Source organism: Sphingomonas yabuuchiae (assembly GCF_001477495.1).
Taxonomy (GTDB): domain Bacteria; phylum Pseudomonadota; class Alphaproteobacteria; order Sphingomonadales; family Sphingomonadaceae; genus Sphingomonas; species Sphingomonas yabuuchiae_A.
Window position 1 is genome coordinate 1 of record NZ_LDTF01000033.1, and the last position, 13,772, is coordinate 13,772.

General features: G+C 59.4%; 14 protein-coding genes, 1 pseudogene and 1 riboswitch. Of the genes and pseudogenes, 10 read left to right on the plus strand and 5 right to left on the minus strand.

The features are described 5' to 3' along the window. Positions 1–148 precede the first annotated feature (148 nt). The 4 genes from NS355_RS07825 (at position 149) to NS355_RS07840 (ending at position 2,505) form a co-directional block, all read left to right on the plus strand. The gene (locus NS355_RS07825; protein ID WP_153008125.1) at positions 149–643 is read left to right on the plus strand and encodes a hypothetical protein; all 495 of its coding nucleotides are present in this window, start codon (positions 149–151) and stop codon (positions 641–643) included. A gap of 148 nt (positions 644–791) precedes the next feature. After that, entirely contained in the window at positions 792–1,421 is a 630-nt protein-coding gene (locus NS355_RS07830; RefSeq protein ID WP_153008126.1) for a hypothetical protein, read from the plus strand. Continuing rightward, positions 1,418–1,768: a hypothetical protein gene (locus NS355_RS07835; protein ID WP_058745198.1), complete on the plus strand. Its 351-nt coding sequence runs from the start codon at positions 1,418–1,420 to the stop codon at positions 1,766–1,768. The genes NS355_RS07830 and NS355_RS07835 overlap by 4 nt, the downstream gene beginning before the upstream one ends. Beyond that, positions 1,765–2,505, plus strand: coding sequence for an ImmA/IrrE family metallo-endopeptidase (locus NS355_RS07840; protein WP_058745199.1), 741 nt, complete (start codon positions 1,765–1,767; stop codon positions 2,503–2,505). Before NS355_RS07835 ends, NS355_RS07840 begins: the two co-directional genes overlap by 4 nt. A gap of 278 nt (positions 2,506–2,783) precedes the next feature. Here the strand turns inward: NS355_RS07840 and NS355_RS07845 are convergent, their stop codons facing one another. Together NS355_RS07845 and NS355_RS18200 are read right to left on the minus strand one after the other, a co-directional pair. Further along, positions 2,784–3,392, minus strand: coding sequence for a hypothetical protein (locus NS355_RS07845; RefSeq protein ID WP_058745200.1), 609 nt, complete (start codon positions 3,390–3,392; stop codon positions 2,784–2,786). A 71-nt stretch (positions 3,393–3,463) separates the two neighbouring features. Next, a pseudogene (locus NS355_RS18200) lies at positions 3,464–3,631 on the minus strand (integrase core domain-containing protein); the annotation flags it as partial. Between the two features lie 304 nt (positions 3,632–3,935). On the opposite strand from NS355_RS18200, the gene NS355_RS07855 reads away from it, so the two are divergent. The 5 genes from NS355_RS07855 (at position 3,936) to NS355_RS07865 (ending at position 9,289) form a co-directional block, all read left to right on the plus strand. Next, positions 3,936–5,030, plus strand: coding sequence for a patatin-like phospholipase family protein (locus tag NS355_RS07855; protein WP_058745202.1), 1,095 nt, complete (start codon positions 3,936–3,938; stop codon positions 5,028–5,030). Continuing rightward, positions 5,014–6,039 carry a cyclic GMP-AMP synthase DncV-like nucleotidyltransferase gene (locus tag NS355_RS18690; RefSeq protein ID WP_153008127.1) on the plus strand — a complete coding sequence of 342 codons (1,026 nt, stop codon included), beginning with the start codon at positions 5,014–5,016 and terminating at the stop codon, positions 6,037–6,039. Before NS355_RS07855 ends, NS355_RS18690 begins: the two co-directional genes overlap by 17 nt. A 9-nt stretch (positions 6,040–6,048) precedes the next feature. Beyond that, entirely contained in the window at positions 6,049–7,743 is a 1,695-nt protein-coding gene (locus NS355_RS18205) for a ThiF family adenylyltransferase (protein ID WP_084787694.1), read from the plus strand. A 4-nt stretch (positions 7,744–7,747) separates the two neighbouring features. Further along, positions 7,748–8,242, plus strand: a complete 495-nt coding sequence (locus NS355_RS18210) for a Mov34/MPN/PAD-1 family protein (protein WP_167345426.1) — start codon at positions 7,748–7,750, stop codon at positions 8,240–8,242. 284 nt (positions 8,243–8,526) lie between these two features. Beyond that, a riboswitch (yybP-ykoY riboswitch) is annotated at positions 8,527–8,710 on the plus strand. Between the two features lie 18 nt (positions 8,711–8,728). Continuing rightward, positions 8,729–9,289, plus strand: coding sequence for a manganese efflux pump MntP family protein (locus NS355_RS07865; protein WP_430727000.1), 561 nt, complete (start codon positions 8,729–8,731; stop codon positions 9,287–9,289). A 446-nt stretch (positions 9,290–9,735) separates the two neighbouring features. Here the strand turns inward: NS355_RS07865 and NS355_RS07870 are convergent, their stop codons facing one another. From NS355_RS07870 to NS355_RS07880, 3 genes are all read right to left on the minus strand, one after another. Further along, the gene (locus NS355_RS07870; protein ID WP_084787695.1) at positions 9,736–10,707 is read right to left on the minus strand and encodes an aspartyl protease family protein; all 972 of its coding nucleotides are present in this window, start codon (positions 10,705–10,707) and stop codon (positions 9,736–9,738) included. A 279-nt stretch (positions 10,708–10,986) separates the two neighbouring features. Beyond that, positions 10,987–11,565, minus strand: a complete 579-nt coding sequence (locus tag NS355_RS07875) for an NAD(P)H-dependent oxidoreductase (RefSeq protein ID WP_058745205.1) — start codon at positions 11,563–11,565, stop codon at positions 10,987–10,989. Between the two features lie 15 nt (positions 11,566–11,580). Beyond that, complete coding sequence (locus NS355_RS07880; protein ID WP_058745206.1) at positions 11,581–12,759, minus strand: epoxide hydrolase family protein; 1,179 nt, start codon at positions 12,757–12,759, stop codon at positions 11,581–11,583. A 91-nt stretch (positions 12,760–12,850) separates the two neighbouring features. Between NS355_RS07880 and NS355_RS07885 the strand changes: the two genes are divergently transcribed. Continuing rightward, positions 12,851–13,741: a LysR family transcriptional regulator gene (locus tag NS355_RS07885; RefSeq protein ID WP_058745207.1), complete on the plus strand. Its 891-nt coding sequence runs from the start codon at positions 12,851–12,853 to the stop codon at positions 13,739–13,741. Positions 13,742–13,772: the final 31 nt, after the last annotated feature.

A 13,772-nucleotide genomic window follows, 5' to 3' on the forward strand; every position in this document is an offset into this window, starting at 1 on the left:
AGGGTTTCTACGACGTCTGGCTGCCTCGCTTCCGCGACGGCTAACAATGACGGGCGGGATCCGCAGCGGTCCCGCCCGCCTGCCGGGGGCAAGATACGAAGGAAGGAGGATGGTCCCCGATCCGGGGATGAAAATGGAGAAGACGATAATGACGACCGACAAGACCGCGATCATCCGCCGCCACACCGAGGCCGTCGCCCAGATGCTGGTCGGCAACCGCGCGATGAAGCCCGGCGCGGCGATCCTCGCCGGCGAAATGGGCGGAGCCGAAGGGCGGCTGCGTATCGGTGCCATCGCGCACAGCAGCGGCAATGATCTGGTGTATCTGGATTTTGCCGATGCCGAAGACGGCTACCAGTTGACCGGCATCACGCTGTGCGCGGTACGTGACAGCATCTGCCACCTGCAGACCGACTGCCGCCTGTATCTGAGCCGCAATGGATCGCGGGCGATCATCCTGCCGCAGCCCGGCATCCGCAAGGCGTACCGGCTGGCGCCGGGCGAGCTGATCCAGCTGGCCCACCAGCCGGCCGACCGTGACGAAGGCATCGCCCGCGCCGAGCTGCGGCTCGCCAAGCTGGTCGCTCGCGGCACAATCTTCACCGATCGCGCCGCCGTCCGGACCCGGCCGCTGGCAGCATGATCTAAACCGGCTAACACGGTCGGTCGATCATCGCGTCGACCGATCATGACGCCTTAACATCCCGGCGACAGAACCTCTCTACCTATAAAGCGGACGACCTCACAAATTCGGACAGCGGCCAATAAATATTTCATGCTTCTGTCCGAAAATGCCGAGCCGTCCGCTTTATAGAGTAAGGGAGGCCGTCATCTCAGCCGTCACGCCGACAGCAACACCGGTTCAGCCGCCCGCCGATGTCTATTCGACTGCCGAGGTCAACGCGATGCTGGGGGCACTGACGACAACCGACCATCAGCGTCTGCTGCGGCGGTCGCGCTATCTGGTGCAGGGCCACTACATGCTTGCCGGTGACCTGCGGCAGGAGGCGTTTGTCCGGGCGCTCGACGGTCGTCGCCAATGTCGGCGCGGCTACGACATCGTGAACTTCCTGATTGGGATCATGCGCAGCCTGACCTCGCAGGAACGCGAAGCCGAACGCGACGGCCTGCACCCGGTCCCGCTCGACCTCGACGACGATACGCTGGCGATGGCCTCATTGGCGCCCAGCCCGGAGCAGGTCGGGCATGATGCGCTGCATTACCGGCGGACCCTGGCCGCGATCCAACAGTCGATCGGGGACGACCCGCAGTTGGTCACCTTGCTGGATGCGGTGCTCGACGGCGAGAAGGGCATCGCCTTGCAGAACCGGCTGGGGCTCGATGCCAAAGGCCTCGCATCGGTGCGCAAGCAATTGCAGCGCAAGCTGGCGGCCGCCGCCAAGGACAGGAGCATACCATGACCACCGACGCGGACGAATTGATGCAGCTGCGACTGCTGGACGACTTCCTCGACGGAGAGGACGTTGAGCCTGATCTGGCCGACCTGCAGGCGGAGATCGCTCAGGCGCAGCTGGCAGTGAAGAAGGCGAACCTGCGCGCGATTCGGGCCAAACTCGATGCCGGTGCCGACGCTCGGGTCGTACCGATCGATCGGGCGCGTCTCCGGGCGCAATTGCAGCAAGCCATGTCGGGCGATGTTGACCTGCGCATGACGCTCGCTGCCCGCGGCAACGACGACCACGATATCGACGACCTGATCGACGACCTGGTCGAACTCGACCACGAAACAGGCGACCGCCCTGCGTGACGGACGCGGTTGATCCGCCTGCCGAGCGTCTGCTGCATGACCTCGGCATCACTGAACCGGGCGAGATCGATGTCGAGGTCATCGCCCATGCCGTGGGCGCGGTGGTACGCTATCGTCGCCTTGGCAGTGGCGATGCGCGGATCGTCGGTTTGGGTAACAGGGCAATCATCACAGTCGATTGCCGGGCCAGCCGCGTTCGGCAGCGTTTCTCCGTCGCGCATGAACTGGGTCATTGGCACCATCATCGCGGCCAACAGCTGATCTGCCATGGCGCCGCCGACCAACAAGTCGGTGCGGCGGGCTGCGAACGCGAGGCGGACGGGTATGCTGCCGGTCTGCTCATGCCCCGCTTTATGCTGGAACCATTGGTCGCTGGCGTCCCGATGTCATTCGGTCTCGTCTATCAAGTTGCCGCCACGTTCAGCGTCAGCGCGATGGCTGCCGCCTTGCGGCTTGCTGAAATTCATCCTGCGGCATTCGCCCTTGTCGTCGAAGAAGCGGACGGGCGCCGATGGTTCAGACGGTCAGCCGCCCTGAACCCTCTTTGGTTTGTCCGGTCTGCGGCATCAGGCCTTAGCGCGACCGCTGATCGCTATGGATGGTCTCGCGCGAATGTCGCGTTCGCTGCACCAGCGCAGCAATGGTTCTTGGGCCAAGGCGCGAAAGACACACAGGCGCTCTACGCCATCGACCGGATGGCATGCGGTCGGGCCATACATCTTATCGTGGTGGCATAGTCTCAGGGTAAGCTACAGGACATACCGATAGGAAGTCGACCGGCATTCATCTGGTGGAGAGCGGCCTGTCCGCTATCGGACGAGCGTCGCAAAAAAGCGGACGTTCATTCAGGCCACAGAGTTGGGGGCCTGGATACCCGTCGGTGTTGGAAAGCGGGCCATTCGCTTCCGGTCACCGGTCGCAAGAAGCAGACATTTGTTCAGCCGGCGGGTTAGGGATCTAAAACGTCCGCGTTCGGCAGCATCTGCTTCTCGACTATCTTCCTAAAATAGTCGCCTTAGGCGGGATCGGTCGTGATCGGTATTGCGATCGCCTCGCCTACCTCAAGCTGTCCGATCGCTTCCATGGCTCGATCGAGTGCCGAAGCTTTTGAGTCGGAGGCGCGTGACGACTGGCGGTACGGCCCGACGATCTCGGCGTAGCGCTTGGATGCCGCTGATTGCAGACGTTCAGCCATCACGATCAGCCGCTTCAAGTCCGTCTCCTCGATCTTGTTGATCGGCTCGCCGATGACGGTGGTTTCGAAATCATCCACCTTCCACGGCTTCACGGTGAATCTGTCGAGCGAAGAATGAGCGTAAACTGCATTGCGCATTTCAAGTAGCCGGTGATGCAGAGCCCATTCGCTGTCGTCATACTGTATCAGCTTTTCGGGAAACCTGCGGCCGTTCCTTCCAGAAGCGAACACGCGCCCATAGGCCATCACGATTGACGTGATGTAGGCCGATTGATGACTGTAGGTCTGCCCGCGGCTCCATGGCCCCCTGTACCACTTCTTCTTCATGACGTGCTGTGCCCAAGTCACCGCCTTGCTCAGGTCGCTGATCGAAGCGTGAAGCTTTGTCATATCGAGGCGGTCGCGCTCGCTGATCTCTAGGAAGGCCATGCGGGGTACATGGGGTCTACCTCCATTTCTTAAAATACCGGTTCGCCCTTGGCTGACGGTCCCCCGGTTTCTCATCCGGGCATGATGCGAGTTTCCGGCCTGCATCCGCCGGGGTTAACCCCGGCGGATGCAGCATATTCGGCTGGCGTCAGCCAGCCAAGCGCCGTGTGAGGACGGCTGTCCTTATAGTCCCGCCGCCAGGCCTCGATCTTGACGCGATCATCCGCCAGCGACAGGAATCAGTAGCTGTTCACCGGCGGGCCCGTCTCCGCCTGCTTCAGCGCGAACGCGATCTGCTCTTCCGTATACCTCGACTTCTTCATGTCCCAGCTCCTCGCCCGTGGGCTCCAAAGGGCCGGAAAACTCTCACTCAGCTTGGATGAAAAAAATAGGGAGGACGTCAAGGCGTGTCCGAAGCCGATTGATTTCGAACACCGAAGGCCCAAGCGCCGACCCAGCATTCCAACCAAAATGGCTGCTTTATGCCAATGACGATGCCGTCATATATCTTGAGTGTTCCAGCATATTTGATATGCTCTGCAGATGGATATTTCAAAACCTCTCCGCGTCCTGACTATAGACGGAGGGGGCATGCGGGGAGTCTACTCCGCGGCGTTCCTACATGAACTGTCGTCACTCTTCGCCAAGAAGCGCGGCTGTAACGCGTTAGACGTTGGAAAGGGCTTCGACTTAATCGTTGGCACCAGCACCGGCGCTATCGTAGGCTGTGCACTTGCGGCTGGCGAGCCACTTTCGAAGGTGGTGAAACTATACCGGGAAAATGGACCAAAGATTTTTCCGGAGCGAGTGCCGTCGTCGACGGTGAGAGTACTAAAACAGATGCCACGTCGTGGATCGATCAATCGACGCGGTGCGGAAGCTTTGAAAGAGGCACTGACCGCGGTGTTAGGCGCCAAGACATTTAAAGAGGTTGAAACATCGCGCGGCATCGCCCTGGCGATACCGGCGGTCGAGATGAGTCAGCAACGATCATGGGTCTTCAAAACCGGCCACTGGGGCGGGACGCGCGACGATGATACGAAGCTGGTCGACGCCTGCATGGCAACCAGCGCCGCGCCCATCTTTCGCTCCCTGGCTGCGGTTGATGCGGGCGGCGAATTAGGTGGTTACCGGGTTTTTGCAGACGGCGGCTTATGGGCCAACAATCCTGTACTCGTTGGTTTGCTCGACGCCATAAAGATGGACCGGACACGCCCAATCGAGATTTACGCCCTCGGCAGTTATCCTAAGCCTGATGGGGAGCGCATTGCGAAGGACGACCTGGATCGCGGTTATGTCGACTGGCAGTTCGGAGCCAAAGCAGCCTCCCTCAGCATCGCAGCGCAAGAATTTGCTTTCGATAATATGGCAAGTATGTTCGCGCGGGAGTTTACCGATCTCGGCCGCTCTATAAGCGTCGTGCGCTTCCCCAAAGGTGATCTCCGGCCGGATATAGTACCGCACTTGGAGTTAGACAATTCGTCTGACGAGGCGATGACGGCATTGATTGATCAGGCGCGCGCTGACGTCAACTTGGCAAAAAGTGCCTGCGACAACAGCGCAGATGCAAATGGCCGGCTCATCAAAGGCCTATTTGAAGCTATGCCGTGCAGGGGAGAAGATGCAACCAATGTTTAATACATCGAAGCAGGTTCGTGGATTTCATGATGAAAAGGTTGCCATCGTCGGAGGTGAGCGCACCAATATGCGCACCCGTCGGAATAGCAACCGGACCCGCCTGAAGGCCGGCCTAATCAGAGACGGGAAGCCAAAGCCACTCGGCTCGCATACGCAGGGATCGTATGCGATGCACACGATGGTTCAGGATGACAACCTCGACTACGATATTGATGACGGCCTCTATTTCAAGGCTGCCGATCTTGTCGGCGCTCAGGGGGGCGCCATGTCTGCGCTTGAGGTGCGCAAGATGGTTTGCGCGGCGGTTCAGGACGATAAATTTAAAACACCCCCTGACGTTAGAACTAATTGCGTCCGTGTTTATTATGATGCGGGCTATCATGTTGACATACCAACATATCGTCGCCTCGAGACGACCAACATCTGGACCAACAAAATTGAATATAGCTATGAACTGGCCGGAGCTAGTTGGCGCAAATCAGATGCCAAGAAGGTCACGACATGGTTTAACGAGACGAATAAGGATTTAAGCCCAGAGGCGGTCGGGGAGGGGCAATTTCGCCGCGTCGTCCGATATTTAAAGATGTTCAGCAAGAGCCGACCTTCGTGGAAGGGGAAAAATCCAAGTGGGTTCGCACTTACCAAGTTAGCGTCGGAGTGTTTTGTCGGAAGGCTCAACCGCGACGATGACGCGCTTCGCAGTACAATGAAGTCTATTGCAGACCGCCTTGTGTATAACAAGTCAGTGCAGCATCCGGTAGTGGATGAAGAACTCATTTCTGATGGGGATCCTCGGCCTACATACTTTATGGACCGCTTGAATGAAAATCTCGGTCATTTGGACGTTCTCGATGAGGTCGATTGTACGCATGAAAAGGCAATGAAGGCCTGGGACAAAGTTTTTTGTACGAGCTGGTTTTCCGAGCAGCCGCCGGAAGATGGTGATGATGATGGGGAACCGAAGTCCCCGGTAAACAAGAGCGGAGGCGGGACCTACGCTTCCAGTTAGGTGGCAGTCATGGTTACCCGTGCTGATGCCGTCAAGATCGTAGATGATTGGCTTCGGATCGCCTTCCCGAAGGCGGTCCGAGCTAATTCTTGGCAGCTTGCTAGGAGCGGCCTCAGCCCGACGTTCGTAGGTTGGCGCCTACGGCTGCGGGAGGACGTATCACTGCTCGTCGCAGTGGATCAGCTCTTCCCTTACACAAAGCCGATTGCTGCTTTCTTTGGGCCCGGTGCGCCCGAAGACGGGCCACATATCGAGGACGGTGGCCGCCTTTGTCTGGTCACATCCGAGACGACAACTGATAGCCTCGATCCAGCAGGGGTAGTGTCACACTTCATAACGCAAGCGTCTAATTTGTTAGAGGCGTTAGATCGCGGTGAACTACGAGAGGACTATGTCGTTGATTTTGAGGCCTATTGGTCTCATGGCAGCACGACTACTCGATCCGTCCAGACCCTTTTCGATATTGCACCGCCGACACGATCGCTGTTCCTCGGGATCTATGGCAGCCAGCGGATCGTCTCGGACGATGGAGAACGGCTGCGTCGCTGGATTCAGCACAGGGTAGGAGAGGACTACAAGGGGGACTTCGAACGCTCGCTTTTTTTGTGGATGGAGAGGCTTCCTGAGCCATCCGCTTATCCACGATCGTGTTCCGATCTGCGCACTTTGTTCGAGGAAACCGGCCAAACCTCGACCTTCGACGAAGCCCAACCGTTCAATGGTTCAGGCGGTGTCGTGGTGCTGGGTGGTCCTTCATCTCCAGAACAGACTGCTGGTGGGGCCATCATCCTGTCCTCTGGCCCAGGGCGCCGCGACAACAAGGGGTTCCGGCCTGGGAAGACTCCTGCCGCGATGCTCCCACTTAAGCTGAAGTTTGATCGGGCATCGGTCAGGCGAGTGGACGCAGCCACTTCTAGAATTCCGTCGCCGCAACTAATCGACGCAGACACCATACATGTTGCGATAATCGGATGTGGCTCTTTAGGCGCAGGAGCAGCAAGGCTGCTGGCGCAGCAGGGGATCAAGAAGTTTAGCTTATTTGATCCCGACACCCTTGGTTGGGAGAATATCGGTCGGCACGAGCTTGGGGCAAGATTCGTCGGCGCCAACAAGGCCGATGCTCTCAAGGCTAAGCTACTCGCGGACTTACCCGACATCGTGGATATATTTAGCTACGGTACGGATTGGCGACACACTATCGCGAACGATCGATCGATATTTGACGGTGTCTCGTTGATCATAAATGCGACCGGCGATTGGGGAGCCAGCGCTGCATTAAGCGACCTGCAGGTGGCTAGGGCCTTGGTAATTCCGGTAATTTACACTTGGCTCGAACGCAGTGCGATTGCAGCCCACGTTGTCGCATTGCAAGGACCGCAGGTATGCCTTCGCAACGGTTTCGATAACACCGGTAAGCCGCTGACAGCGGCCGCGTCGTGGTGGTCGGAGGATAAAGATCCTCGTTGCGGCGGATCTGCATCACCCTACGGCGCCATTGATCTTGCCGCGGGGCAAAATCTTGTTGCTCGGGCGGCACTGGATATCGCATCTGGCCGTGCTGTTGCGCCGGTATGGCGAATATGGGTGGGGCTTTCCTCTGACCTTGAACAAGCTGGCGGCTTTTGGTCAGCTGCTTTTAAGTCTGTCGTCGGCGATCCCGCTGAGGGTGGGAAGATGATGGCTGCTCAATGGCCAACGGAGTGAGACGGTGAAGGCCATCGCGCAGGTAGCTACCTACGAAGGTCCAAACGGCCTTGTCCTGCATATTGAGCAGGACGTGCTCGCGCATCTTTGTGGCAATGCGCAACGTAAATGCTGGTCTCGCGAAGCCGGCGGCCAGCTTTTCGCTTCGATCAAAAATAATCGCTGGATCGTCGCGAAGGCGACTGGCCCTCGCGCTACTGACTTTCGCTCACGATTTTCTTTCCGTCCCGACCGGAAGGCGGAGAAGGCCGAGATTTTAGCGCTTTTTCAAGAAGGTCTACATTACGTCGGCGATTGGCATACCCACCCTCAAGACGTTCCATCGCCGTCTCATACGGATATCCGTAACATCACTGAGACCGTTCAGTCCTCTGAGCATTCGCTACCAGGATTCTTAATGGCTATAGTTGGGCGCTTGCCGGCACCCGACGGCCTGTGGATTTCTTTTCACGATGTACGTGGCGGCTATGCCCAATGCCCCTTGCACCGTGGCCGATGAATGAACGGCCGGAGTCGGCTAGCCGGCCAGAGGCGGGGAATGACCGTAATTGGGTCGTCGTTGCGGTGGGGCGGGATGGCTGCTTCCGCCCAACTCGCCCCGTAGACATCTGCGTGAGCAGCGCGGCTTCCTCTGAAGCCCGATTTGCAAGGTTCGCAACGATCGATACGTTTTGCAACGCCCGTCAATCTCGCGATCCCCCCCAATAAGGCGAAGAGGACGTGCCGTCCTCGATCAATCGGATCAAATTGATCGCATTTATCATCTGGTGGCAACGGAAATCACCAGATATTGGGCTTCGTCCTTGGGGAGTAGCTACCCGCAGTAGTGGGGTTGCCGTCAACATCCTTGAGCCATCGGCTCGTGGCGGCAGCAGCAGGTTCGTCCTGCCCGGCGAGACCAATGATGCAGCACTCCGCTTTGTGGCCACGGGTGCATGCATCGTTTGGTTTGCTGGCCCTGAGTAATGACGTGATGCCCGGAATAATGACGCTTGGCGCTTTGGGCGCAAGCCTGTCTGTCGATGCTTTCGCGGCGGCGTTGGGCAAAGGGGCGACCGAAGGACGAGCCCGCCTTCGCGATGCCGTTAAAGTCGGCATCGTGTTCGGCTTTTTCGAAGCTCTGACGCCCGCGCTAGGCTGGCTGCTTGGCTTTGCGCTAAATGATTGGATTGCCGATTACGACCATTGGGTCGCGTTCACGCTACTGTTTGCCGTTGGTGCATATACGATCCGGGAAGCCTGGACGAGTGAAGGCGATGCGGCCCAAATTGACAGCGAGACTAAGCCCAGCATGCTGCGGCTTGCTGCGACAGCAATCGCAACGAGCGTCGACGCGGCGGCCGTCGGTGTGACCCTTGCCCTTATGGACGTCAACATTTGGGCTGCCTGCATGGTCATTGGTGGAACGACGACGTTGATGGCGACCATCGGCGTTATGCTGGGCAAGCATATTGGGCCCTACCTGGGTCGGTACGCTGGCATCCTAGGCGGCTTTGTCCTGATCATCATCGGCGGACTGATCCTGGCTCAGCACCTGTCATCTTAAACGCTAGTAAGCTGAGCTCCGGTAGTAACGCTCAATCTGGACCTTGATACGCCAACCATCTGCGGCGCCCATATCGCTGAGCTGGGCTCTACTGCTTCAAAAATCGACATGAACGAATGGCTGACTTTGGGAAGCGGGGGAGGTGGTGTGAATGACCGGTTCTGGGTCCTCGCGGCCGCTAGGCTGCCCGGCCGGTAGCGAGCCATTTCCGGCCATTCTGTGAATCGGCTCGGCATCCCGAAACCGGCCGATCCGCCAACCGTCAGCAGTCCCGTTTCTCCATGTTCAACAGACCGTTTTGGGAAAACGCAATCGGGAACAGATTTCGGGAAGGCCAGCCCGCCGGGCAATTGAGGAAGGCGGGAGTTGCCTGAGCCGTCCCGTTCGACCTTCGTTTTTAGGATTGTCCGACCGCCCCGATGGTTGCGAGTAAGACTGCCCATGTATCACCGAGCCGAGGCGGATGGTACGGCCGGTGCTTCGATGGGGATAAGGAAGAGTTTTTTCTGGTCCACATCCAAAATGAAGTCAGCCTTCGAAAGAAACGTCATGCCGAGCAGGCCGTCAGTTGTTCCCGGCAGCTTTTCGCCCACGGATACGCTGATAGGGCTGACGCTGACTTGTCCCAGTACAAGCGACGCATTTGATACCGATCGGCCGGTTCTCGCGACCCCGTCAAGCGACGCTGTCTTGCCTTCCTTGGCACTTGTGCCGGTTGGAACGACCCGCGCCCATGCCCCGTCCGAAAGGCGGATCGTGCCGTTATAGCCCATGTCGACCTTTAGGGAGACCGCTTGGCCGTTTATCTTGGCGAACACTTGATTACCATCGATCAGCGGGAGGGTGGCAACTTTGACGCGGGGCGTGATATCGCCGGACTTGGCCAAGATCATCTGCTTGCGGCTGTTCTGAATCAGGACGGCCATCCGGTCCAGGTAATCGCCGCCGATGATCGCCTGCACCGGGCGACCGACCAGACGGCTGAACGGCTGCATATCGATCGCCACCACCGAACCGTTAAAGGTGACCTGACCCGGCACGACGATGCTGGTGCCCTTGACCAACCGCTCGTCCAGCGACGCGGCGCCGAGATCGAGCTTTCCGACGATCGGTCCGACGGTCAAACCAATTGATTTAGCATAGGTAAGATCGATCACGGTGTGACCACAGGCATTGTCCAGCATGGCCCAAGCGTCGTGTCCATTTACTGTAACCTTCAAGAATACGACGTCGTCGCTGGTATCGATCGGCGTCGGGCTTGAATTTGCTTCGCTTAGGAATGTGATGCTATGTTCCAGCCTTGCTTCCGGCGTAGCCTGAGCCTTCGCTGAAGGCGCTGCATGAGTCGGGGCAGCGACCGATGCTATCGCTAATATTGACATCGATACTGAGCGTAGCAGTTGCATCATACTTGCCATTCTTCCTGATATTGCGGTGATCGTAGCCCGGTCTTCTGGCCATCACCAGCCTACTCACCACGGAATGATTATTTTGTCCGGTTTTACGATCCTAACGGAAATCGCCCGGCCGTCTCGCTGGTCGATCATTTACGAGACAGCTTACGACGGCCAGCTCGCGCTGATGCTAGATGCACGGCTCCCGCTCCGAACATGAATGAATGTCTGAAGTTGGGAAGCGACGAAAATAGCGCGAATGACCGTTTCTGGGTCTGTCAGGCAGCGCAGCTGCATCGGCCGTCACGCAAGGTGGCAGCCAATAAGGCTGGCAACCCTTGCTGGCACCGAGGCGAGATCGTCCGTTTGCCCATCGACGAGTTCGGACGTGACCACCGTCGCGCCGCAGAAGTCAAAGATGCCATGATCGATTTGGGCGCGCATGGCATTGCGATAGCCGTGCTTGGCATAGGTCGCGACGCTGGCGCCTGCTAGCGCGACGAGATGGACGTTCAACCGTCCAAGTTTCTTGACGATGCCTCGATCGGTATCTTCCTCGAACGCCCACCCGGATATGAACACGCGGTCGATCCAGCCCTTGAGGACCGCTGGCATTGACCACCAGTAGACCGGGTGCACGAGAATGAGATGATCCGCTCGATCGATCCGCTGCTGTTCCCGGCGTACATCTGGCGGCGTCGGGCCAGCTGCGGTGAACGCTGCATGGTCAGCAGGTCCGAAGACCGGATCGAACTCTTCCGCCACCAGATCGGCAAGCTCGACGGTGTGCCCGAGCGCTGCTCCTGCATCGAGAATTGAAGACGCAACGGAGCGGGTCAGCGACGGGCCGGCAGGATGCGCCATGACGACGAGGATGTGCACTGCTACTACTCCCGTTTATCGGATTGTGCGGCAGGTTGAACGGATATGCTCGACCAGCATCTGCGGGTTCTCCATCGCTGCGAAGTGTCCACCACTGTCCGCCTCGGCAAAGAAGCGCAGGTTCGCGAAGCGCGCTTCAGCCCAGCGCCGCGAGAGCCGAACCTGCTCGCCGGGAAACATGCTGACCCCGGCCGGTAACGGGATCGGACCGTGTGGCATTCGTTGCGCCATCTCCTGCGCGGCCTCCCAGTAGAAGCGCGCCGAACTCGGCCCGGAGTTTGGTAGCCAGTAGAGCATCACGTCGTCGATGAGATGGTCGAGCGAGATCACGCGCTCGGGCTCACCATCGCTGTCGGATACGTCCTGAAACAGCGCGTAGATCCAGCTCGCCAGACCTACAGGGGAGTCGGCCAGCGCGAATGCGACCGATTGCGGACGGGTGCATTGCAGCTTCATATAGCCCGAGTATTCCCGGTCATAGCGCCGGGCGTCGTCAAGCATCCGCTGTTCGTCGGGCGTTGCGTCGGCGATTTCTGCGTGCGTTGGCTGAAACATCACCATGTTGAGGTGGATGCCAACCAGACCGGGCGCGCGCATATGGGCGAGCGCTGTCGTCACCGCAGCCCCCCAGTCGCCGCCCTGCGCCATCCAGCGGTCGCCGTAGCCCAGCTGTTGCATCAACTGCCCCCATGCCGCGGCGGTGCGGCCCACGCCCCAGCCGGGCCCGGTGGGCTTGTCCGAGAAGCCGAAGCCCGGCAGCGCCGGGATCACGAGATGGAAGGCGTCCGCGGCATCGCCGCCATGCGATTGCGGATCGGTGAGCGGCCCGATCAGGTCGCGGAACTCAAGGATCGAGCCGGGCCAGCCGTGGGTCAGCAGCAATGGAGTGGCATTCGCGTGTGGCGACCGGATGTGTAGGAAGTGGATGCCCAGTCCGTCGATAACGGTCCTGCTGCTGCCCCATCCGTTGAGCATGGCCTCCGTAGACCGCCAATCGTAGCCGTCCCGCCAGTGCTCGACCAATCGCCGGATCGTCGGCAAAGCAGGCCCCTGACGCCCATCCGTGGTCGTGCCGGGGTCGGGCCAGCGCACACGATCGAGCCGGTCGGCGAGGTCGCTGAGGTCGGCTTCGGGTATGTGGATCGGGAACGCCGTCACCGCATCGGGTTGGGCCTGATTGATCGTGGGGCTCATGGTGCATCCTTTCGTGTCGGGAAAGGATAGTCGTTGCATAGCGACCCGATTAGATGGCCTATGCGCGACAGGTGTCGCATACGATGCAACAATGATGGACCTGTCTGATCTTCGTGCCTTCGTGCGCATCACCGACCTGATGAGCGTTTCGGCCGCGGCAAGGTCATTGGGCTTATCAAAATCAGGGGTCAGTCGCGCATTGGCCAGGCTTGAGCAGCAGGTCGGTGCCGTCCTCCTCGATCGCTCGACCCGGCATATGCGCCTGACCGACGCTGGCATCCTGTTCCGGCCGCACGCCCTTCGCATCCTCGCCGATGTCGACGAGGCGGGGGCGGCGCTCGAAGGTCTTGCCGCCGTGCCGAGCGGCACGTTGCGGATCAGTCTGCCGTTCACGATCGCAAGCGCGCTGGTCGCGCCGATGCTGCCGTCCTTCATGGCGGCTTATCCACAAGTGCGCGTCGACCTGAAGATCGATGACCGCGTCATCGACATGCCGGCCGAGCTCGTGGACATGGTTGTCCGGGTTGGCCCGTTGGCCGACAGCGATCTGATCGCGAAGCACCTACTGACATCGAAGACATGGCTGTGTGCGAGCCCTGACTATCTCGCGGTGCGCGGCACGCCGCTTCGCGCGTCCGATCTCCAGGCCCATACGCTGCTCGACTATGCGGATCGGCCAGTGGCCTATCACGACGGCGCAGCTGAACAAGCGGGCATCGCCGAATTCCGCCCGCACGCCGTGATCTCCGACGCCGCAGCGATCCTGCCCGCCGTCCTTGGCGGCTGCGGCATCGCACGGCTTCCGGACTTCCTCGTCAAAGCTCCTGTCGAGGAGGGCCGACTGGTCAGGTTGTGGCCTGCCGGTCGTACCCACGAGGTTGCCATCCACGCGCTCTATCCAAGCCACCGGGCCTTGTCGGCGAAGGTTCGGGTCTTCATCGACGCCTTGGTCGAAGCTGCGAAGAGCCACGCAGATGGATGAGGATTTCGGTTGGCTGCAGCGACATGAGGAA